Raw genomic sequence first — 21980 nt, 5'->3', positions numbered from 1 at the left:
TGTGATGCCGAATGTCGAATTATTATATTCAACAGTCCATACAGATTCAATTTATTAAAATCGGGGGAATGTCCAATTCTTCCATCCTTCAAATTGGAACATGCGGTCAAATCACTACGAATGACTTTCTTTATAATACAGGGGGCTATACAGAGCCTGCTCCTGAAGCCGAGAAAAACGGGAATGGAGCAGCACCTCCCTCTGTCACACCGCTCGTTCCACTGCAAACGCCTAGGTAAAAAGAAATCGCGACAAAAGAAAGAGGTGGCAGGATGAATAATTACTATATGACCCCCCAACAACTCTATCAATATATCGAAATGCTGAACTCGAAAATTGTCGCGTTGGAAAAAAAAGTGAATGACCTGTCAGAGGAATTAACCAGCCTCAGGGATACACCGAAAATCAATGTTGAAAAAATCGAATACAAATTCGACCAGCTTAAAGTAGAGTCACTGGACGGAACGCTGAATATCGGGTTGAACCCGAGTAGTTTAAAGGAAACCATCGAAGATTTAGCCGTCGAGCCCAATGTCGATGTCAAATCTATAAAGGATCTCGAACCATATAAAGAAAGAATTGCGAAAGAGATAAAAGCGTATATCGATTCCGAACTTCCCGGTCTCATCCAGGATAATGAAATGCAATTCAAACGTACTGTAGATCCATCCTATTACGAAATGATCCAGCAGGATTTACTGAATCAAATGCCGCAAAGAATCGAATTCTATTTACAAAATATCCCCTACATCGAATCCAAAAAGCAGGATGGAGAGTGGGAACGAAAAATCATCAACAAAATTAAAAAGGACATACAGACAGCACTATTCTCCTTTATGTCCCAAATCCCAGATCATATGGAAGGAATGAAGAACAATGAACCTCCAGGTAATCAATCGTGAATTATCCGTCGGAAATATTGATATTGCAGGGGTGGCCAGTTCCTCCCTCGTTCTCGTCGGGGATGCCGATATCATTCAGCTCGCATCAGCATTTGATACCCCTCCGGAATCACTGATCATCGGTCCATTCGTTCCTCTCACCCCTAAGTAATTTATGATTAAGAGATATTCGATTGTGAATTCTATAGAAGGTATCACTCTGGCATTTAGTTCGCTTTATCAAATAGGGGATTCCCAGAACATCAATGCCTTATCCAAAGCTTACGCGGTTCAGCGGGAAAAGGAATTTTTCTTAACCAGCGAGGGGAGCTTCGATTCCGAAGTATTTACCAGTCCAATCGAATTACCCCGCATTAACCCGAATATAAGAGTCAACCGTTTAAATTTGTGCCCGATTAAAGTAAATACTATGTCTATACGCGCTACGTCCTTTTCGTCCATCATCCATATCGGTAACACATCGAATGTATACATGGAAGGCAGGGTCAAAAACATTCGACAGCTTGAAAAAGAAGAAGGGGAGGAGCAACAAAACTTCGAAAATATCGAAGAACCTAACTGACGGTTTGATTTCCGACACGAACGCGCTTGTCATGAACCTTCCAGTCAGGTTCACATAGGCTACAAATATAAACAAATCAAAAAAGGATGTTGATTATGCCCGCATTAGTAGGTCCTGTCGCAATTCTTAACGTAGGGGGAGGAAATGTTCAATTTGGGGATACGGCCATTATTTCTCCTAAATCCGCTTCTAAGACATTCGGTGGTGCCGGTGGCTTCAATACCGGTCCATTTCAGTTAAGCTACAACGTCTTCAGCGTAAGTACCACTTTTGATTGTAATGTCGTAGATCAGCCAATAACCGGAAACAACTAAAAAACAAAAGCCTATTCTCAGGCTTTTTGTTTTTTTTTGAAACCGTCTACCGTTTTTTTCTGCGCTCGTGACTCTTTTTTGTATTGATTAACTTGGTTGCTGGCTGCTTACGGATCCATTTGATGAATGCATGAATTTTTTCATCCTTTCTTAAATCTTCAATTGTGTTCAATCTTGCTCCCAGCTCATCATTTGTGTATAGGGAATGAAGCTGCTTATGACATGGAATACAGAGTTGTGCAGTGGGAAGAAAGGTGCCTCCCACTTCTTTAGGTGTGAGGTGATGAATCGTGGTTTCCACCTTTCCCCTGGAACATAATTCACATATACCGATCGATCGTTTACTCATATTCAACCATTCCTCAATAAGTGATTAGTATAGGTATTCCCTGTATCAATTAAAAAAAGATGCTGGGACTAACTAAATCTAGACATTCTAAAGCCGAACAATAAGATCATATGTTACACCGCTGCCCGATTCCGTGCAAGACTTCGCTTTCCTCGGGCGGAAGGAGTCTCCGTTTTGCACTCAATCAACAGCTAGAACCTGCTTAATACTTGGATTAAGCGTTAGCACCAAAAATATAAAATCCGAACGAGTCAGATTTTTATCACATCACTCGTTCGGATTTTTCTTTATCTGAAACCCTTTTGTCCCAGCTTCTTTCCTTTTATAACTTCAACACATGTCCTCCATCAAAGAAGTATAGGTACTTTTCTGATACTTTTTCCTTCCAGATGGATTCTAATGCACGTGTGTATAATTCGATTTGCACTTTATATCTCTCTTCCAGGACCTGTTTAGCCTCAGAAAATCCGCCTTCATACCGATCATGGATGCCGTCTGTTTTGTAATCCAATAGAACGATTCCCGACTCATCCCTGAATACACAGTCGATAACCCCTTGAACGAGAATAGTTTCTTCAGGGGCTTCTTCACCCGTTTCCGATATTTCACTGAGAGGTATGCTCATACTGAATGGAATTTCCCTTTCGATGTTCCGGGCATTTACCATCCTCTGACCAATTTCACTTTCGAAGAATCCAACGATGTTTGAGACTGACACTGCCAATTTCTGTTCTTCCGTCAGGATTTCTTTATGAACAAGCGTTGATAACAGATTTTCAACCTTCTCCACTGTCGGCACCCCATCTGCAAATGAAATATGCTGCATGACTGTGTGCATCGCTGTTCCTTTTTCAGCAGGAGACAGTTCTTTCGACTGCATGAATTGTGGACGATTATAAACCGGCTTATGATGGCGTCTCAGTATATCGATACTTGAGGCCTCGTCCCTTATTTCAACCATTCTCTTCAGCTCGGAAACCGACTGCTTCGAACGAAGATTTGTTGCTCTTTGATGTGGATACTTCCACGACAAACGGTGCAATACCTCTTCCTTATAGGTGGATTCAATTTCCACTTCCCCTCCGTTTTTCACCTTCTCTTTCCAATTGTCATCTTCTCTCACTGGCTCTCCGTCTTCTGCAACTAGCTCAGACTTATGTATCGTCTTGATATGAAAGCAGGAAGGGTGTTTCAGAATCTCATCACTGATCCCACTTCCCTCAGAGTCCCCAACTTCCCCCAGCTCTTTACAATGAGGGTGGCGCATAAGGGACGGACCTATCCAATCAAGATAGGAACTCGCTCCTGCCCGTTCATAATCAGATAATAACCACTCTGTCTGGCTTAGAGCTCCACGCCAATTCTTACGCGATTTCTCCAGGCTTTTCACGGTGCCCACCAGGAATAATCTTTCCTTGGCACGTGTCAGTGCCACATAAAGAACCCGCATCTCCTCCGAAATTGCCTCCATCCGCTTCTTCCGTTTGAACGCTAATTGAGGAAGGGACGGGTAGCTGATCCGTTTATCTGAATCGGTATACTTCACAGCGAGACCAAGATCTTTATCTAATAAGTAAGCAGCATTCAAGTCCATAAGGTTAAATTGCTTAGACATCCCAGCAACAAATACTACAGGGAACTCAAGGCCTTTACTAGAGTGGATGGTCATTAAACGTACCACATCTTCCTGTTCACTCAGGGCTCTTGCCACTCCCAGGTCATCCCCCCGTTCCCTCATTCTGTCTATGAATCGCAGGAAACGGAATAATCCCCTGAAGGAAGTCTCTTCATATTGGCGGGCCCGGTCATAGAGAGCTCTAAGGTTAGCCTGTCGCTGCTTTCCTCCTGCCATCCCACCTACATAATCATAAAACCGGGTATCCCGGTAAAGTTGCCAGATCAGCTCTGTCACAGATCCCTGCCGTGCTTTCGTTCGCCAATTTTCGAGGTGATACAGGAATACTTTGACCTTTTCGAAGGTTTCTTCTTCACGGGGATTACCGGGCTTCTCACCGGCAAATTTCTTCACAGCTTCATAATACGTCCCCGCCCGTGAATGGATTCGTATACTGGCAAGTCCCTGCTCGTCCAATCCTACAATCGGAGACCTGAGTACGGAGGCTAGGGGAATATCCTGATAAGGATTATCTATCACTTTCAACAGGGAAAGCATTATCGCTATCTCGGTCGCCTCAAAGTAACCCGTAGACAGATTCGCGTAAATCGGTATTCCCTGACGCTTGAATTCTTCCATGATTTCTGATGCCCAAGGCATGGAGCGAAGGAGAATCACAACGTCTCGGTACTGTATCGGACGTTCGGTTTCCGTTTTCACATCATAAACCAGTGTCCGTCCCTCGATCATTTTTTTCACTTTGTTTGCCATATAGCGGGCTTCCAGTACCGATTTCTCTATATCCCCTTCATCAAAGATAGATATTTCCTCCTCCTCAGTACGAGGAGAGGGTTCCTCCGTTTCCTGATCGATGACGGCTACTTCAATCGGGTACTCCTTATCTTCGGGATAGGGGGCACCTTTTACAAGCTCAGCCTCCCTGTTATATTCCATCTCACCGACAGACGTGCCCATAATTTGTTTAAATAAAAAGTTCGTCCCATCTAACACTTCTTTCCGGCTTCTGAAGTTTTGGGAAAGATCGATTTTCAATCCGGCGTCCCCTTTGACTGGGAGGAAGCGGGAGTACTTTCCTAAAAACAGATTCGGTTCCGCTAATCGGAAGCGATAGATGGATTGCTTCACATCTCCCACCATGAATCTGTTTCCCACCTCTTCACGTTCTTCCGTAATGAGAAGGAGAATGGATTCCTGAACCATATTGGTATCCTGGTATTCATCTACCAGCACTTCTTTGAACTTATTTTTATAAAGATTCGCTGCTTCTGAAGGAACTAATCCGTCAGATGAAGGGTCTCTTAAGATGTCGAGACAGAAATGCTCTAAATCTGCAAAGTCGACGAGCCCTTTCTCTTCTTTCACTTGTCTGAAACGTTTCCCGAATTCGATCACGACCTCTGCCAGGGTGTGAATTACGTTTTTCATCTTTTTCATATCTTCAAGGAATGACGCGGGTCTTCTTGAGAAGAAATCCTCCTGAAGCTTTTCCAATGTTTTCTTTCCCTGATCACGCAGTTTCTTCGCTTCATCCACTATTTCTTTATTATAATCGTCCCCCCGACAAGCTTTTAGCTTTGTGAAGGGTAATGTTTGAATAGCATTGTATAAATCAATCCAGGAAATAGCCTGACTTTCCTCCAGACTCTCGACAATTTCGATATCACTTAAGAAATTCTCCGCTCTCGGACCAGGTCCCCCAGGCACACGGGTTAGATTCAAAGCACGCTTAAATAAACTTTTCGCACCATGAAGCTGTAATCGTATATCTGTCAGAAGTGGATGTATAAAGGAGAGTTCATCAATTTCCATCCCTTCCTCCATCTCATACATCTCTTCTAATCCCAAGAGCCATCCATCAGGATTCGGATGTGAGCGTGAAAAGTCATACAGCTTCCTGATCATATCCTGAAGTGCACCGTCACTTCGATCGTTCGTAAACGTATCCACCAGCTTAAAGAAGTCATGATTATCTTCTTTGCCGTACTCCTCTTCAAACAGATCGTCAAGGACCTCATCCCTAAGCAAGTCCCCTTCTGTTTCATCTGCGATCCGGAATCCAGGATCGATATCGATTAGATAATAATATTTACGTATCACTTCCAGACAAAAGGAGTGGAGGGTGGAGATGGACGCCCGGTTTAGTAAACTCAGTTGCTTTCTTAAATGATGGGAATGGGGATCTTCCTCAATTGCCTTCTCCAGCGCCTGACCAATCCGATGTCTCATTTCAGCAGCAGAAGCATTGGTAAAGGTGACCACCAATAATTCATCTACGTCCATTCTGTCTTCTTCTGAAATAATCTTTTGTATGATCCTCTCTACCAGTACAGCAGTCTTCCCTGATCCCGCGGCAGCCGCGACAAGGATGTCCTGTCCTTTAGCCCAAATCGCCTTCCACTGATCATTTGTCCACGTTACATGATCAGGCTTGACCGGAATCGTATTATTATTCATTGGAATCTACCTCCTCTCTCACTTTCGCTAATAAATCTTCCGGTTTGGCTGAAGGCAGCACTCTGTATTCATTTTCTTCCAACGACTGATCAAATTGACAGACCGAACGGAAGGAACAGAATTGACATGGAGTCCGGTCCTTCAGCTTATATGGAGCAATGTCCGTTTCTCCTGAGATGATCCGGTTCCCTGAAGCCTCATAGAGCTTTCTGACATGTTGACGCATATAATGAAAGTCTTCACCTGTAGCTGCTTTTGAACGGGAAGATAGCGATCCATCCTTCTTGATCCCTGCTGAGATAATATCAGAATTCCCCGTATCCAGTGTCTGATCCATTAATCGGACAATATCAGAGTCCCCTAGAACGAGCCCCTTCATCTTAAAGCTCTTGAAAATTTCTTTTTCGATCTGATCCATCGTCAAGATCTTCTTGCTGTTGATCATCGGGTTGTGAACATGGAAATAGAGCACACCCGCAGGCTTCGCTTCCTGCCCGACAAATTGTTTCGAATTCGTTAATACGATATCTAAATACGTCAGCATTTGAAGGGCTAACCCGTAATACACCTCAGTCATATCCAAATCCCTTGCGCTCGATTTGTAATCGACGATTCTGAGATACACCCCGCTATCATCTTCCGCTTTGTCCACCCGGTCAATCCTTCCCTGAAGCTCCATCTTAGTACCATTTCTCAATTGGAACTGGAATGGAGGAAGGGTAGCATGAGGACCGAATCCAAGTTCCACCCCGACCGGCACAAACCCGCTCGCCTTTGCATGTTCACTCAAAATCAGGCTAGCCCTGGTAATGATCTGCTCAAGTTTCTGAGCGATATAATAATGCCGGTTCGAGCTTAGTAGAATCTGGTGCTGAAGCTTAGGTGCCAGCATCAGGACCGCTTCCTTCGCCAACTGTATACACTGGGATTTCGAGAGTGATGCCCATGTTAAGCCATAACGCTCCACTTCTTCCGAAATCCACTTTAAAGCTGAGTGAAACATTTCACCGATGTCCGGTGCCTCTAATTTGAAAAAGTCCCTCTCTCTAAGCTTTAGCCCGTGGCTGGCAAAATGAGAAAATGGGCAGCTGTGAAACAATTCCATCCGGGAAACACTGGCCAGTATATGGTCCCCGTACAAATCTTTGCTCGTATCCTCTGACAATTGATTTCCACAATTTTCGTAAAAGAGACTCGACAGGATATGACGGGAATGCCATTTCCAATCATTGGATGCTGCATAGAAATTATACACATCCCACCAGAAATCATGGATTGGATAGTCCCTTTTCTTTAACTGTAATTGTGACGTAAGATGGGGAATTGTCACATTGGGGTGACAGACGTATTGAAGCTGATCTTCTTCGGATAATTCTGATGGTTCATTGATAAGAAGCTTTGTATTTGCTTCTGGGAACATTTCATTTAATCTCTTAATGAATGAAGAAGGCAATAACGCCTTCCCTTCTTCATTGGCGATGGGATAGCTCACGAACAGGCGTTCACTTGGTGTCGTAAAGGCTTTATACGCCACAAACTCCTCATCCAATAGCTTCGTCCTGTTACTAGGGGCGATCTTAAATCCCCTGCTGATTAATGACTCACGGTCTTCATCAGACAGGACCCCGTCCTCATTCATTTTCGCTGGGAGAACCCCATCATTCACTCCAATGATGAACGCCGCTTTAATATCGCCAAGCCTGGATTTCTCCAGGTCGGCAATAATGACCTGATCAATGGCAGGGGGGACTAACGAGAATTCCATCGTTTCCATACCCGCATCCAGGATGGACGAGAATTTCTTCATGGTCGTCTTTTCATCACCAAGCATCTCTACATATTGATCAAGGAGGTCCATTACCGCTGACCATGCCTGATCATGTTCCCTTGCTGCAATCAGATTCCCTTTTTCCTCTGCTTCAATCCGCATACGCTCAAGCTTTGCAGGTATATCCAACTCTTCCAGATACAAATAAAGAGATTCACAGAACTCCCGCCCCGTTGAGCGCTTCTTTAATCTTTTTCCAAGACGGATGACCGGTGCAGAGATAAACAGCCGCAGCTCATTGATCTCATGCTCAAGCTCCCTTTCACGGTCGGTTTGTGGTGCGTCCACATGTTCCAGACCCCGGAATCGCCGGTATTTCCAACGGTCTTTCTTTGTCCAACGGTCTCCCTTCATACCATAAGCCAACACATAGTTTTCCAGCCGGTCCATCTTTTCACGCAAATCCGCGGGACTCTTCTGATAAGGAAATAATAGATCTGTTTTCACTGCCCGGAAAACAGGCTCATACCTCCAGTTTGTGTTCATGATCTCCAGTGTAGAGCGAATGAGTTCGATAAGAGGATGATTTAGCATCGTCCGCTTCTGATCAAGGAAGAAGGGAATCGCATAATCTTGAAAAATCGTTTCGACTTTATCACGATAATCCTGGCTGTTTCGTACCAATACGGCAATATCCTTGTAGCGGTAACCTTTTTCCCGTGCCAGCTTTCTGATCTCCCTGGCGATTCCTTCAACCTCTGCCCTGCGGTTGGCGGCTTCGAGGAATTCGATGGTGTCCATACTTCCCTCAAAGGGGACCGTTGGCCTTTCTTCAAAGTGACGCTCTAAATGAACCAAGGATTCATTACGGAAACGAATCGGTTTAGTAAGTACATCTTCTTCCACTGATTTACCTGCCCCCTTGCATATATCCTGAAGGGAATGGTAGGTTTCATTCGTCATCCGATAAAAACGTAACTCGTTCATCGCTCCCATAGTCTCTTCCGGATTCGTTGTAAGGGCTACCGTTACGTTTTTCGTATGCTGAATGAGCTGATCGATAATGAGATATTCCTGGGGTGTGAAACTATGAAAGCCATCGATATAAATCTCCGCTTCTTTCAGGAGATTGGAGTTTTGTACATGATCAGCCAACAATTGAAAATAATCTTCTGAATCAATGTATTTCCCGAAAAGCTTTTCCTCAAATTTTTCATAAATCAGCTCAAGATCATGAAGTTTATCCTTCAATACCTTTGACGGTTCACTGTCACCCTCAAATGCGTGCAGGTCCGATGGGGATATACAGTATCGTTTGAATTCCTTCACCATCGTTTCTACATGATGAATGAACCCCGGTTTTTCCGATGCCTTGGTGAAAATATGGAGATGCTCCTTATTTTCGTCGATAATCTTTCGAATCATCATATTTAAACCGACATCAGATAAATGATAACGGCTCATTCCACCCGTTTCCTGAAGAATTTTCCATGCAAGGCGCTTAAAGCTGAATACCTGTCCACGGATCATACCGTTTAATCCCGGTGTGTTCACAAGCTCATATTCCGATATGAAGGACATTTGATCAGGTACGACGTATATGATTGGATTTCCATTCGGATCATCCAATAAGCTCTGTTTCATCTCATCTAATATGCGATGGGTTTTCCCCGTACCAGAGCGTCCGAGAATAAAACGTACAGACATCCTCTCACTCCTTTTCTTATACTCTATCTATTCTATCCCAGAGGGTACATGAATTTTTGTATAGGTTCATTATAGTACACAAGTACAAATCTTTCCTGCCTCAATAATTGAAAAAAGTTGGAACCTTCACATACAGTAAACATAGGCAGGTGATCTCACTTTGAATCAAGATTTTAGTTGAACCACTGCAGTTCTTGAGGAGAAAAGAAACTGATTTTCCTTACCAGGGCAGCGGGACTGGTCGGGGGCGGATTATGAGAGACAGGGGATTAGTGCCAGACCTCCATTCTCTCCACGAGATTCGACGTGTGGAGCTCGAATTGGACATTATCCGGGGCAAGGAAATTGACACTCCACCCTTTCCCTCTTCTTGAAGGTCCCCTTACAATACGAACTTTCTTTTCCTTCAATCTTTGAACTGCTTCAAAAAAAGCTTCTTCATCGATGGAAAAGGCGATGTGATGGATCCCGTATCCACAAGATGTCCCAAGGTTGTCTTTTTCCTGGAGACAGATCCATATTGGCCCCCATTCCAAATACGCATCCCTCCGCCCTTTATGTATAAGCGTAGCTTGCATGATTTCCAGATAAAAAGGCATTGATTTTTCTACACTACTAGTATCGATTGTAAGGTGATTGAAGCCGGATATGTTCACCTATAGCCCACCTTTCATTTTGATAAGTTCTTTTCCTGTGAAACTGAGTACTTAATGACGTCTTTCTACTTACACTACGCCATTTAAAAAATAAAAGAAATTGACTGAGCTCGTTCCACCCCCACCCCTCTTTCCTCCTAACACACAAAAAAAGAAGGACATTATCATCCTTCTTCCGTACAGTCCTTCCATTCACCTGCCAGTAACCCATATAAAATCATGTCATGACGACTCCCGTCTCTTTGCAGAAATTGACGGTAGCACCCTTCTTTCGTGAACCCCAGTGATTCATATAAACGGATCGCTCTCTCATTATACGAAAATACCGTTAATTGCAGACGGTATAAATTCAACTCATGAAAGGCATAAGCCAAAAGACACCGCATAGCCTCCTTGCCGTATCCATTCGCCCATGACTGCTTTTCACCGATGGATATGGAAATCCACCCCACACGATGGTTCCAAAGAATACCGTCCAATTCCACAAATCCGATGATCCTGCCATCATCCTTTAGACGGATCGCAAAACGAAAAGCATTATCTTCAGAACTCTCCATCCACTTTTTAATCTCTTCTTCTGATTTCGGCTTATGGGGAAGGGCATCCAATAGTCTATGCACTTCTTCATTTTGACTCCATTCCCTTATAGGAGTATTATCTTCTTCCTGAAAGCCTGATAGATAAATTCTCGTGCCTGTCAATAACTGTTTCATCCTTTTTCACCTCGACATATATTTCGAGATGTTCCATTCCTTTTCCTTTATTGACCCTGAAAAAGGTTTGTAAGGGCCTGCTTGTTGACTTTACCCACATCGGTTTTTGGAAGTTCTTTCACAAAATGAACTTCCTTGGGAATTTTATACTTACCAAACTTCTGCAAGCAATACGTCTTCACGTCTTCTGTTGATATTCCCCCCTCATTTCGTACCGAGATAAAGGCAGTGACGACCTCACCCCACTTTTCGTGGGGCAAGCCGATTACTGCACACTCAGAAATGGAAGGGTGCTCGCTTATCCAGTGTTCAAGTTCCTGAGGATAAATATTTTCCCCACCGGAAATGATCATGTCTTTTTTGCGGCCGACAATATAGTAATCTTCATCCGTATCATACTTTGCCAGATCTCCCGTATGTAGCCAGCCGTCTTTCAGCACTTGTTGCGTTAGTTCCGGGTTTTCCCAATATTCTTTGAATAAATGATCCCCACTTAATAGCAGCTCCCCGACTTCGCCATGACCGACAGGATTTCCCACTTCATCTACAACTTTCACCCGGTTCATCATCATCGCCTTTCCGACTGAACCCTTTTTCATGCGGGAAGGGTCAATGTAGAAATTATTCGGCCCTGCCTCAGTCAAACCATACCCTTCCTTAAAGGGAATCCTCTTTTCTTTAAAAAATTCATATACCTTTCCCGGACAAGGGGCCCCTCCTGAAAGAAATACCTTCATTTTTGGAAAAGGGGTATATTTAAATTCCCTCTTTTCTATAAGCAGGTGGTACATCGTCGGAACAAGCAGTACAATGCTGCAACCATATTGATTCAAGTCCTGTATCGCTTGAACCGGTTCAAAGCGTTCTGCAATCACAACCTTCCCTCCCACCATCAGAAGGGGAATGGAAAGAGCATTTAACCCTCCGGTATGAAAGGTTGGCAAATACGTCAGAGTGCAGTCCTCTTCTGTCAAATTCCAGCTTACCACCGTGTTGAGGGCATTGGCCGTCACCGATTGATGGGAAAGTACGACTCCCTTTGGATTCCCTGTCGTTCCACCTGTATAGATCATCACCCAGGGGTCTGAGGCCGAGAGAATGGGAAGCTGTGATACTCCAACGTCCCGGGAGTATACTTCTTGTGTTACTTCATCGATGCATAGCTTTTGGCAGACAAGAGAAAGGTGTGTGACAAGAGGGTAGAATTCTTCTTTATATAAAATCAGCCTTGGTGAGCAATGTTTTGCGATCGATTCAATCTCCGATGCCGCCAACCGCCAATTGAGTGGAACAAACACAGCACCAATCTTTCCACAAGCAAACAAAAGCTCAAAACAAACCGTATGATTAGTGGAAACCAACACCACACGGTCCCCTTTTATTATCCCGTTATCATGCATATATTGAGCCCACTTAGACGCCCGTTCATCTAAAGTGTGGTAATGAATCATTTCGTTCGTAGCAGCATTCATTAATGCAACATGTTCAGGAGAGATTATTGATCGCTTCTGAAACCAATCAGTGACAACTCTTTCCATCTTCATCTCCTCCTTTGAGTAGTTGCTTTCATCATAGGAGAAGGGGGTTACAAATGAGTTACAGGATCGGTCATTCAACAAAAAAAGACCCGGAAGATTCCAGGCCAGAACTCTCTACCAAATCATTTCTGCCCATTCAGGGTGATCAATGAATGGATTTCGGTTTCCTTGATATTGTTCAAAGATGATATTATTTCTGCGGATTTCCCTCGCATCGACAGGATCCTGTTCATTCCACTCCAGAAGTACAGACATCTTACCCATATAGGGGGCACTGCCGTTGTCGACGTTGTTATTCAATTCTAAATCCACTTCGCCGCTGTCCCCTTCATAACGGACATCCATATAGAAAATCATACGGGCAACATCGCCCTTCACTTCATCACGTGGCTCCCACGAATCCCCATCATAATAATTTCCCGGGGCTTCGCTATGCTGGCTTCCACCGTTATCAAAGTCCAGATTCCCTCTCGAAGAGTTGACTGTTACATCCGTCGGCCTCAAATGATGAAGGTCCGTCCCTGGTCCTTGTGCCGTTCCGAAATCTCCATGGGATTTCGCCCAGACGTGCTCCCGGTTCCAATCGTCCACTGCGCCTCCGTTTGTCGTTTTCGATTGAGAGCGGCCAGAGTAGAGGAGAATGACGTTATTTGGATTATTCGGATCTTCATCTGTGTTTCGTAACGCTCCCCATACAGCATCGTAGGAAAGGGTTTGATGATCATCTATTATAGTATGTAGTGCTGTTTTCAGAGCCTCACCCGTTTTCCCTTCTGCCGGGTTGTAGTATTCTTCATTAGCCGGTGGATCATTCGGGTCTGTTGGTGGATCGTCAGGATCTGTTTCCCCACCCTCCACTTGTTCAAATGCCGATGTCGCCTTCACTCCCGGGTGGGAAAAGTAGGCCGTCAAACTGCCCGTCACCTTGATCTTTTCACCCATGAGTCCCGGGTTGCTTTCGAGACCATAGCTTGAACGGTAAGAGGATGGTATCTGAACATACACCATCTTTTCTGTATTGGCTTCTGACGGTGAAGCAGCTAACGATAGGGCATAATCGTTCGGAAAGTTACTCGTGATCACGGATGACGAGGAGGTTGGCTGTCCTACCACGTACCCTTCCACGGTCTGGGTGGAACCATTTTGGTTGGATATGGCCTGTTCCACCGTGTAAGGTGAATTCCACGTACCGTTTCCGGCAGCACTCATTTGAGTCGGAGATACTTGACTGCACGCAATCGTAAAAAGAAATACAATAGTAAAAATAGCGATGACTTTTTTCTGTGCAAATTTCAAATTGCTTCGCCTCCTTTGGGATATTACACTTTTAGCGTACAATACCTATTATCACAATAGGGTAAATTTTGTGTAAATTAGAGAAAATGAGTCTATTATCACAGACTTTATGCTAATAGACCGGGGATGACTTTGTTCATTTTGCTAACTCAAAAAAGTACCGGTCCAACCAAGGACCGACACTTTCCATACTATGTTCCCTCTATTAAAACCGAAACACCCATTCCTCCGCCAACACATAATAACGAATTTCCATTCTTCATTTCATGGCGCTAATTCATACAATAAAAATACGACAAGCCGGGCACACGGTGCAGCCAACAGGATGAGCGATACTTATTCCGCTCCCGTTCAAGTCCAAGCTCTTTCCCCACAGCTAAATACTGTGGGAAAGGCTTCATAGCTTAATTAAATCACTGTTATCCAACGACCCAGTTTCAGTAATATGTAAATCTTTTTGCATCGACGGTACAGGGCCCTTTCTCGGGAGCAGATCCTTGAATACTCCCATAAATGCGCCAACTGGCCCACGCAGCCCATGTGATTTCACAACTTCTCACTTCACTTTTTTGTCAAATTACATCATAATGCCCCCGTCAACATGAAGTACGGTCCCATTTACATAATCACTGTCATCTGATGCCAAATACAAATATGCCTTTGCGATATCTTCCGGTCTTCCCAATCGCCCCAGTGGAATCATCGCTTTCATTTGATCGATGACTTTCTCAGGGACTGCTGCAACCATATTCGTTTCGGTAAAACCCGGTGCTACTGCATTGACTGTGATCCCTTTGCGCCCTAATTCCTTCGCCCACGTTTTCGTCATCCCCACGACAGCCGCCTTAGTCGCAGCATAATTGGTCTGGCCGACGTTTCCGTAAACCCCGCTGACAGAAGAAGTATTGATAATTTTGCCTTTGCCATTTTCGATCAGGTGAGGAAGGACTGCCTGGGTACAGTTAAATACCCCCGTTAAATTGACATCCAGTACCTTCTGAAAATCCTCGGACGATAGCTTATGAACCATGCCATCCCTTGTGATTCCCGCGTTGTTGATTAAAATATCGATCTTTCCAAACTGTTCTTTTACTCCTTTTACAAATGAATCCACCGAAGAGCGATCGGCTACATCTCCTTGAAAGAAGACAGCCTTCCCCTTACCAAGATCGTTCAGCATGCGGGCTTTTTTATCTCCTGCTTCCTGATTAAAATCCACAAGTGCTACATGGCACCCTTCTTTTACAAATGTTTCTGATGCAGCGTATCCGATCCCGTTCGCCGCACCCGTGATTAAGGCGACTTTTCCCTCAAGTCTCATGCCATTTCCTCCTTCGTTTGCAAAAATGATTGGACCGTCTGAAGCAATTGACCCAAATCGTCAATGAGTGGTGAATGCCCACTATTCTTTAATTCAACAAATACAGCGTTTTCTCCTATATCCTCGACAATTTCCTCTGTCATTTCTTTTGTAATGACATAATCCCTTTCTCCCCTCATGACAAGGACGGGGAGGGAAATAGAGCGTGCTTTATCCGTTCCTTCAACGAGCCCATTATGGACTCCGCTGATATTGAACTCATTGAGTGCTTGATAGATGTGAGCAAGGTTCCGCTGGCTCCTCATATCATCGATATAATCTTCGTAGCGTCCCTCATCGGGTTGGGTATGGGTATAAATCAAGGCATCCCAGAGGGCACGGAGGAACTCGCGGTTATTCTCGTCGTATGCCCCTTGTACGGGAATGGTCTTTCCCTTATCCAACTTCACTTCATCCATCGTACGAAGTCGCTTTCCAAGATCCGGGGTGCCGTCTTCTTTCGTGGCGAAGAATGGATAGCCCCTTGTCGATGCAGAAGCCAGTAAAATAAGATTCTTGCAATCCTCCGGGTAATCGATAACAAATTGCATGGCGACCGCGCCGCCTGTGGACCACCCCATCATGGAAAACCCCTTGAGACCAATGCTGTTCAGCCAATCTTTCAAGTCTTCGGATAAGTCTTTGATACTCGCAATCTCCCGATGATAGCTGGATTCTCCAAACCCTCTCATATCAACGGCATAAATCTTATAGCTTTCATCCATATTATCCAGTACGATATCCCAATGTTTGGATGACGTCATATTCCCATGAACGAGAACGAGAGGAATATGTCCCCCGCTTCGTTCCCGATAAGCAAGAGTTTCTCCATTTCGAAGCAATACTTTCTTCAATTGAACTTTCGCCATATCGTTGATCCCCCTATTATGAATGTCCCCAAATGATGGTGGTCGCTCCCCATGCGTATCCAATTCCCGCACTGACAAGGACGACCAGATCTCCATTCTTCAGCTTTCCCTTTTCTTCTGCCAATTCAAGTGATAAAATTTGATCAAATTGTCCGATGTGCCCGTATTCCTCCAGGTAGATGGATTGTTCTTCCGAAAGGCCCAATTCTTTTAATACATAGCGATGGGCGGATCTTTTCATATGAAGCATGGCGACATAAGAGATATCCTTCTCTTCAAATCCACTTTTAAAAACAGATTCACGGACAACCTTTAAAAAATAATCCATGGACTTCTGTTCCAGTCTCCTTTTCATTCCTTCAGGATCGGTCACATCCAGCTTATACCGTTGAAGGGACTTTCCGGTCAAAGGCTCCTTTGTCCCTCCCACAGGGACAATGACGTCTTCTGAAAACGATCCATCGGTGATGATGGAGGTTTCCAATACGATATTTTTCTTCAGATTTGTCTGAAGAATCATTGCCCCTCCTCCTGCTGCCAGATTGAACATAAAGCGGGTCCTGCTATTCTCGTAATCGATGAAGTCGCTGTTTCGGTAGCCTCCCGCCAGAAGCACTACTTTAATGTCCGGGTCCGTTTCCAGTAAGCTTTTTGCGAGTTTCATTGCCATTATCGTGGTTCCGCACCTCAAGGCAACGTCGAATGCCCAGGCATGATACGCACCGATTTCTTCCTGGAGCTTAATGCCTGCGGTCCAGAGAGGATATTCCTTGTGTTCTTCCCCAACGTATATAACCACGTCGATATCTTTTGGATTGATACCCGCTTTTGCAATGGCTTTTTTTGCCGCCTGTATCCCCATGGCACATGTATGGTCTTCAGAATCTGGAACCGTTTTCTTTTTAATCCCCATCTTGGTTTCTACAACTTCTAATGGAAGTCCTGCTTTTTCCGCAATTTCCTTACTGCTCATAGTCGATGAGGGTAAATATACTCCAGTGCTCTGTATGCCGATTGTCATGAAGATCCTCCTTTCTAGCTTGCAATGGTTTTCTCTTCTGTTTGCTCTTCTTTTGTCCGTTTTCTTTTCTTGATTTTTTTGAATGATCCCACAATGCCTGTCGGGAAAAACATCACGGCCAGGATATAAAGGATCCCGAAGAAAATGATCCATCGTTCAAAGATAGGATACGTTTTGGCGAGTTCGGTCAGAAAGTAGTGGGCAAATTCAATCAACCCTGCACCGACAATCGGTCCGATTAGTGTCCCCACTCCACCAATGATGGTCATTAATAATGCATCAAGGGTCATATCCATGGTAAACACACTGGTATTCACGAAGCGTAAGGACAAGCCATACAATGAGCCTGCGAAACTTGCCGTCACTCCCGCAATCACACTTGCCAGAATTTTGTAATGGAGAACATGAAATCCGATTGATTCTGCTCTCTTCTCATTTTCCCGGATTGCCTGAAGAACGGAGCCGGCTGGTGAATGGATGAATCTCTTTAATAATAGAAAGATGATGACCATGACGCTGAGACAGACGAAGTAAAAGACGAGACGATCCTTCATTAAATCCGGTGTACGAAAGGTAAATCCATCATTCCCAAAGGTTAAGCTTCTCCACTTTTCCGCACCGACGAGAAACAATCCTGCGAAGGCGAGGGTCAGCATGGCATAGAAATGACTTTTAAGGCGCAGCGTCAAAAGTCCAACCACATAACTGACCCCCCCTGCTATGACGGAGGCGGCAAGAATGGAGACCGCTATCCAAAACATGGTAGGCTCCATTCGATCGAGAAAGATCCCTGTGGAATAGGCTCCGATTCCAAAGAACATAGCATGACCGAAGGAGACGATCCCTGTGTAACCAAGAAGAAGATCGTAGCTCATGGCGAATATACCAAAGATGAATACTTGTGTCAGAAGAATCATCATGCTTCTCGAATCGTTGAAAAATGGATAGACGATTAATAAGACTAATGCCATTCCTAAAAATGTGTTCGATCTCTGATTGAAAACCTTCATTTCCTCACCCCTTTACTGTAAATAATCCTTGTGGCCTGAATATGAGTACGAGTGCCATTAAGATCATATTGACCGCCAGAGATAATTCCGGTACATAATAAGTCATGAACGATCCTGACAATCCAACTAAGATCGCTGCGAATAAAGAACCCGGAAAGCTTCCCATCCCCCCGATCACCACTACGATGAAGGCGAGGATCGCGAACTCCATGCCCATTTCCGCATAAATGACACCCGAGTATGGAGCAAGGAGTATCCCCCCCAGGGCAGCAAGGGCAGATCCGACCATGAATACATACATAAATACTCTCTTAATATTGATCCCAAATGCTTCGACCATTTCTTTATTCATGACCCCAGCCCGGACGATCAATCCGATTCTTGTTTTATTCAGAATCAGTTGAACAATTGTGAAAATGAGGAGACCTATGAGGATAATGAAGATACGGTATTTAATGACGATAATATCTCCAATCGAAAAGCTTCCCGCTAAATAGGCAGGTGCTGTGGCCGACAGCTGATTCGGTCCCCAGACCACTTTCAATAATTCTGACAGGACGAGCATAAATCCCAGGGTAATCAGGATTTGCTGAACATGGTTGCCATACACAGGCTGTATGATGAATTTCTCCGTCACAAAACCTAATACCAATCCTGTTGCAACAGCCCCTAAGATGCCTACCACAAAGCTTCCTGTCACCGTATAAACCCAAACCCCGCTATAAGCCCCCCAGGCGAATAATCCACCGTGGGCAAAATTCAAAACATCCATCAATCCGAATATAAGAGTCAAGCCTGCTGCAAGCAGAAAGATCAGCATTCCTGTCGCCAATCCATTCAGTGCCAGGTTAATGATGAGGTCCATCTTCTTTCCTCCTCACGCGATTCCTAAATATTTCTTTTTCATTTCTTCATCTTTCACCAGTGAATGCATCTGTCCATCGTGGACAGTGGTTCCATCGTCGATAATATAGAAACGGTCCCCGATCTGACTCGCCATCAGAAAATTCTGCTCTACAAGGAGAATCGTCGTTCTCTCCTTCATTTCTTCTATGGAATGCATGACTTTCTCGACAACAATCGGAGCGAGACCCTTACTTGGTTCATCAATTAAAATAAGGTCGTTTTGATTCAAGTACGCCCTTGCGATGGAAAGCATCTGCTTCTGTCCTCCGCTTAAGTTCCCTCCTGCCTTCTTCCAGAACTTCTTTAAATCCGGAAACAGATCAATGATCCAATGCATTCGATCCTCCGTCTCTTTATCCTGGGTTTTCATTGCCACCTTCATATTTTCTTCCACTGTCAGACCGCCAAATATTCCTTGGTCCTCAGGAACATACCCGATCCCTTTACCCGCCACTTTAAAGGTGGGGAGCCCCTGGATTTCTTCACCTTTATAGATGACCTTTCCTTTCGATGGCGGGGTCAGTCCCATGATGCTCCTGAGACTGGTCGTTTTTCCTGCACCATTTCGTCCGAGCAGGACCGTTACCTCCCCCTTTTTCACTTCAAAGGAAACGTCTTGGAGGATATGATACTGCCCGATAAACGTTTCAATCTGATCTACTTTAAGCAGTGTGCTCATCGTATAGACCCCCTAAATATGCGGATTGCACCTGCTCGTTTTTCATGATTTCCTTCGGATGATCATCAGCAAGCAGCCGACCATTGAATAGCACCATAATGCTGTCTGATAAATCCATAATCATATCCATTTTGTGTTCAATGAGGATAATCGTTTTCGTTCCTTGGGATTTGACGGCACGAATCACTTCCAATATAGCCGGTACTTCCTCCACGGACATCCCTGCGGTCGGCTCATCCAACAGTAAGACTTCTGTATCGAGTGCAAGAAGCATGGCGATTTCGAGTTTTCTTTTTTCCCCATGTGCAAGATTTACGGCAAGAGAATTGGCTTTACTCGAGAGCATGACAAGCTTCAATAAGTCATATGATTCGCTCATCATTTCGCTGAATGCTTTAATATTCTTGTGCATCACATACCGAATTCCCAGTTTGGACTGTACAGCCAGTCTCACATTCTCCAGCACTGTTAAATTTGGAAACACATTCGTCATTTGAAAGGAGCGGCCGATTCCGAGACGGGCACGCTTTGTCGGGGACATCCTGGTGATTTTCTTCCCCTTAAGGAATACATCTCCTTTCGTCGGCTTTAATTGACCGCTTAATAGATTGAAAAGCGTCGTTTTCCCGGCACCATTTGGGCCTATGATAGATTTGAATTCCTTATCAGGTACAGAAAACGTCACATCATCAACGGCAGTGTCTCCTCCGAACGTAACACTTAAATTTTTGGTTTCTAAAATACTCAACGTTTATCACCCCGCTTGGATTTCATGAAAGGGGATGACTGTAAACAAAGTTCCAAAACACCTTGTCAGTCACCCCACATTCATTCGTTTTTGTTCATTTTAGTTACGGATCGGTGGAGCGGTCTCTTCTGGAGAAAGTTCTCTGATCAATACCGGTACAGGATAAGGAACTCCCTCCTTCTTTTCAAGCTTAATGGCGTACAATGTTTGAAGAGCCTGATGGTCTTCTTCACGGAACGTCATCGTCCCTTTCGGCGTCTCAAAGCTCATGCCTTCCATCGTGTCAATCAGGGTATCCGGATTCAGATCACCTTCTGTTTTCTTAATCGCCTCTACAATGGAAATCGCCGAACTCATTCCACCTGGAGTGAAGAGATCCGGTACTTCTCCGTCATATTTCTTCTTATGTTCATCAACTAACCAGTCATTGATTTCATTGTCCGGCAGCTCATGGTAATAAACACTGAATCCTTCCATCCCAACGAGGGGCTCCATCGCAGAAAGTGCTGCAATATCAGGTGCACCCGTTGATATTTTGATCCCTTTTTCCTGAAGCTTCATATCTGCTATCTGGTTCCAAGGAGAGTTGGTTCCCGCCCAGATGACAAAGAGATAATCCGGTTTACTATCCATGACCTTTTGGATATTCGAAGTGAAATCTGTCGCTGCCGGATCAGCATATTCTTCCAGGACTATTTCAGCTCCAAGCTTTACTGCTGCTTCCTTAAAGGCTGCCACCCCGTCGCGACCAAAAGAGTAATCCGGTGCCAAAGTGGCAATCTTCACCCCATCCTTTGCGATCGCCGCTGCCCCTGCAACAGCATCCTGCGAAGAGTTACGTGCTGTCCGGAAGATATATGGATTAAACTCTGATGCTGTGATACTATCCGCCACTGCCGGTTCGACAATCATGACTTTTTCATATTCCTCTGCAAGAGGGAGTACAGCCATTGTGTCACCTGAGCTTGAAGATCCCACCATAAAATCGACTTCATCTTCTTCTAATAATTTCGTCGCTTTCTGAACCGCTACCTCCGGCTTTGTCTCTGTATCCTCATATACTACTTCTATCTTCTTCCCTGCCACTTCCATCGTTCCATCCGTCGCATACTCCAGACCCAATTCAAAGCCTCGCTGCGTTTGCTTACCGTATGACTCAAGTGCCCCGGTAAGGGAAGCAAGCACACCGATTTTCACAGTCTCCTGTCCCTTCCCTTCCCCGTCTCCGGAGCTACTACTGCTTTCCGAGCTGCAGGCACTTGCTGCTATCAACAGGCATGACAACATCAGGATGAGAGCCGTCCATCTAAACGATCGTTTCATTCTTTTTCCCCCTTAAGATTGAACTAAAGCGATAATAGCTTTGATCTCATCTTAGGGGAGAGGAGTTACAAATGCCCCTGGAAGAATCTATCTCACGAGCTTCCTTCAACATCGCCTTCACAGACGCTGTCGCACACTCAGCTATTTTTTTGAGCTGCCCTTTCAACTT

20 protein-coding genes are annotated in these 21980 nt (G+C 44.6%); 5 read left to right on the top strand and 15 right to left on the bottom strand.

The genetic code is table 11. The features are described 5' to 3' along the window. Positions 1–11: 11 nt before the first annotated feature. The 5 genes from BAA9072_RS22895 to BAA9072_RS22875 all read left to right on the top strand — a co-directional run bounded on the left by BAA9072_RS22895 (position 12) and on the right by BAA9072_RS22875 (position 1778). Positions 12–239 carry a spore germination protein GerPB gene (locus tag BAA9072_RS22895; RefSeq protein ID WP_201716874.1) on the top strand — a complete coding sequence of 76 codons (228 nt, stop codon included), beginning with the start codon at positions 12–14 and terminating at the stop codon, positions 237–239. A gap of 33 nt (positions 240–272) precedes the next feature. Next, positions 273–902, top strand: a complete 630-nt coding sequence (gerPC, locus tag BAA9072_RS22890) for a spore germination protein GerPC (protein ID WP_201716873.1) — start codon at positions 273–275, stop codon at positions 900–902. After that, positions 877–1053 carry a spore gernimation protein GerPD gene (locus BAA9072_RS22885; RefSeq protein WP_098352972.1) on the top strand — a complete coding sequence of 59 codons (177 nt, stop codon included), beginning with the start codon at positions 877–879 and terminating at the stop codon, positions 1051–1053. The genes gerPC and BAA9072_RS22885 overlap by 26 nt, the downstream gene beginning before the upstream one ends. A 24-nt stretch (positions 1054–1077) precedes the next feature. Then, a complete protein-coding gene (locus BAA9072_RS22880; RefSeq protein ID WP_201716872.1) occupies positions 1078–1464 on the top strand; it encodes a spore germination protein GerPE in 387 nt (128 codons plus the stop codon). 95 nt (positions 1465–1559) lie between these two features. Continuing rightward, the gene (locus tag BAA9072_RS22875) at positions 1560–1778 is read left to right on the top strand and encodes a spore germination protein (protein ID WP_044337736.1); all 219 of its coding nucleotides are present in this window, start codon (positions 1560–1562) and stop codon (positions 1776–1778) included. A gap of 46 nt (positions 1779–1824) precedes the next feature. Here BAA9072_RS22875 and BAA9072_RS22870 read toward each other — a convergent pair whose 3' ends face one another. The 15 genes from BAA9072_RS22870 to BAA9072_RS22800 all read right to left on the bottom strand — a co-directional run bounded on the left by BAA9072_RS22870 (position 1825) and on the right by BAA9072_RS22800 (position 21811). Further along, entirely contained in the window at positions 1825–2127 is a 303-nt protein-coding gene (locus tag BAA9072_RS22870; RefSeq protein ID WP_201716871.1) for an HNH endonuclease, read from the bottom strand. 322 nt (positions 2128–2449) lie between these two features. Further along, positions 2450–6217, bottom strand: a complete 3768-nt coding sequence (gene addA, locus BAA9072_RS22865; RefSeq protein ID WP_201716870.1) for a helicase-exonuclease AddAB subunit AddA — start codon at positions 6215–6217, stop codon at positions 2450–2452. Next, complete coding sequence (gene addB / locus BAA9072_RS22860; RefSeq protein ID WP_201716869.1) at positions 6210–9692, bottom strand: helicase-exonuclease AddAB subunit AddB; 3483 nt, start codon at positions 9690–9692, stop codon at positions 6210–6212. Before addB ends, addA begins: the two co-directional genes overlap by 8 nt. Positions 9693–9961: 269 nt before the next feature. After that, positions 9962–10348: a VOC family protein gene (locus BAA9072_RS22855; RefSeq protein ID WP_201716868.1), complete on the bottom strand. Its 387-nt coding sequence runs from the start codon at positions 10346–10348 to the stop codon at positions 9962–9964. Between the two features lie 164 nt (positions 10349–10512). After that, positions 10513–11061 (bottom strand): GNAT family N-acetyltransferase, encoded by a 549-nt coding sequence (locus BAA9072_RS22850; protein WP_201716867.1) that lies wholly within the window; start codon positions 11059–11061, stop codon positions 10513–10515. A gap of 47 nt (positions 11062–11108) precedes the next feature. Next, positions 11109–12599 (bottom strand): class I adenylate-forming enzyme family protein, encoded by a 1491-nt coding sequence (locus BAA9072_RS22845; protein WP_201716866.1) that lies wholly within the window; start codon positions 12597–12599, stop codon positions 11109–11111. Positions 12600–12713: 114 nt separating this feature from the next. Then, the gene (locus tag BAA9072_RS22840) at positions 12714–13838 is read right to left on the bottom strand and encodes an endonuclease (RefSeq protein WP_408015261.1); all 1125 of its coding nucleotides are present in this window, start codon (positions 13836–13838) and stop codon (positions 12714–12716) included. Positions 13839–14472: 634 nt separating this feature from the next. Continuing rightward, positions 14473–15216, bottom strand: coding sequence for a 3-oxoacyl-ACP reductase FabG (gene fabG / locus BAA9072_RS22835; RefSeq protein WP_201716865.1), 744 nt, complete (start codon positions 15214–15216; stop codon positions 14473–14475). Then, positions 15213–16124, bottom strand: a complete 912-nt coding sequence (gene phaZ, locus BAA9072_RS22830) for an intracellular short-chain-length polyhydroxyalkanoate depolymerase (protein ID WP_201716864.1) — start codon at positions 16122–16124, stop codon at positions 15213–15215. The genes fabG and phaZ overlap by 4 nt, the downstream gene beginning before the upstream one ends. A 16-nt stretch (positions 16125–16140) precedes the next feature. Continuing rightward, on the bottom strand, positions 16141–17145 hold the full coding sequence (locus tag BAA9072_RS22825; RefSeq protein WP_201716863.1) for a 3-oxoacyl-ACP synthase: 1005 nt from the start codon (positions 17143–17145) through the stop codon (positions 16141–16143). A gap of 14 nt (positions 17146–17159) precedes the next feature. Beyond that, on the bottom strand, positions 17160–18155 hold the full coding sequence (locus BAA9072_RS22820; RefSeq protein ID WP_201716862.1) for a branched-chain amino acid ABC transporter permease: 996 nt from the start codon (positions 18153–18155) through the stop codon (positions 17160–17162). A gap of 4 nt (positions 18156–18159) precedes the next feature. Then, entirely contained in the window at positions 18160–19020 is an 861-nt protein-coding gene (locus BAA9072_RS22815; protein WP_201716861.1) for a branched-chain amino acid ABC transporter permease, read from the bottom strand. 12 nt (positions 19021–19032) lie between these two features. After that, positions 19033–19740, bottom strand: a complete 708-nt coding sequence (locus tag BAA9072_RS22810; RefSeq protein WP_201716860.1) for an ABC transporter ATP-binding protein — start codon at positions 19738–19740, stop codon at positions 19033–19035. Continuing rightward, on the bottom strand, positions 19724–20488 hold the full coding sequence (locus tag BAA9072_RS22805) for an ABC transporter ATP-binding protein (RefSeq protein WP_201716859.1): 765 nt from the start codon (positions 20486–20488) through the stop codon (positions 19724–19726). The genes BAA9072_RS22810 and BAA9072_RS22805 overlap by 17 nt, the downstream gene beginning before the upstream one ends. A 99-nt stretch (positions 20489–20587) precedes the next feature. Then, on the bottom strand, positions 20588–21811 hold the full coding sequence (locus BAA9072_RS22800; protein ID WP_201716858.1) for a substrate-binding domain-containing protein: 1224 nt from the start codon (positions 21809–21811) through the stop codon (positions 20588–20590). Positions 21812–21980: the final 169 nt, after the last annotated feature.

It is taken from the genome of Rossellomorea arthrocnemi (assembly GCF_904424705.1).
GTDB lineage: Bacteria > Bacillota > Bacilli > Bacillales > Bacillaceae_B > Rossellomorea > Rossellomorea arthrocnemi.
This window is presented reverse-complemented; position numbering and strand designations above follow the sequence as displayed.

Excerpts from the sequence above, each read along its gene's own strand:
- BAA9072_RS22810 (WP_201716860.1), bottom strand. The coding sequence starts at position 19,740 with ATGAGCACACTGCTTAAAGTAGATCAGATTGAAACGTTTATCGGGCAG.
- BAA9072_RS22800 (WP_201716858.1), bottom strand. The coding sequence starts at position 21,811 with ATGAAACGATCGTTTAGATGGACGGCTCTCATCCTGATGTTGTCATGC.
- gerPC (WP_201716873.1), top strand. The coding sequence starts at position 273 with ATGAATAATTACTATATGACCCCCCAACAACTCTATCAATATATCGAA.
- fabG (WP_201716865.1), bottom strand. The coding sequence starts at position 15,216 with ATGAGACTTGAGGGAAAAGTCGCCTTAATCACGGGTGCGGCGAACGGG.
- addB (WP_201716869.1), bottom strand. The coding sequence starts at position 9,692 with ATGTCTGTACGTTTTATTCTCGGACGCTCTGGTACGGGGAAAACCCAT.
- BAA9072_RS22825 (WP_201716863.1), bottom strand. The coding sequence starts at position 17,145 with ATGACAATCGGCATACAGAGCACTGGAGTATATTTACCCTCATCGACT.
- phaZ (WP_201716864.1), bottom strand. The coding sequence starts at position 16,124 with ATGGCGAAAGTTCAATTGAAGAAAGTATTGCTTCGAAATGGAGAAACT.
- BAA9072_RS22820 (WP_201716862.1), bottom strand. The coding sequence starts at position 18,155 with ATGAAGGTTTTCAATCAGAGATCGAACACATTTTTAGGAATGGCATTA.
- BAA9072_RS22815 (WP_201716861.1), bottom strand. The coding sequence starts at position 19,020 with ATGGACCTCATCATTAACCTGGCACTGAATGGATTGGCGACAGGAATG.
- BAA9072_RS22850 (WP_201716867.1), bottom strand. The coding sequence starts at position 11,061 with ATGAAACAGTTATTGACAGGCACGAGAATTTATCTATCAGGCTTTCAG.
- BAA9072_RS22895 (WP_201716874.1), top strand. The coding sequence starts at position 12 with ATGTCGAATTATTATATTCAACAGTCCATACAGATTCAATTTATTAAA.
- BAA9072_RS22885 (WP_098352972.1), top strand. The coding sequence starts at position 877 with ATGAACCTCCAGGTAATCAATCGTGAATTATCCGTCGGAAATATTGAT.
- BAA9072_RS22845 (WP_201716866.1), bottom strand. The coding sequence starts at position 12,599 with ATGGAAAGAGTTGTCACTGATTGGTTTCAGAAGCGATCAATAATCTCT.
- BAA9072_RS22875 (WP_044337736.1), top strand. The coding sequence starts at position 1,560 with ATGCCCGCATTAGTAGGTCCTGTCGCAATTCTTAACGTAGGGGGAGGA.
- BAA9072_RS22870 (WP_201716871.1), bottom strand. The coding sequence starts at position 2,127 with ATGAGTAAACGATCGATCGGTATATGTGAATTATGTTCCAGGGGAAAG.
- addA (WP_201716870.1), bottom strand. The coding sequence starts at position 6,217 with ATGAATAATAATACGATTCCGGTCAAGCCTGATCATGTAACGTGGACA.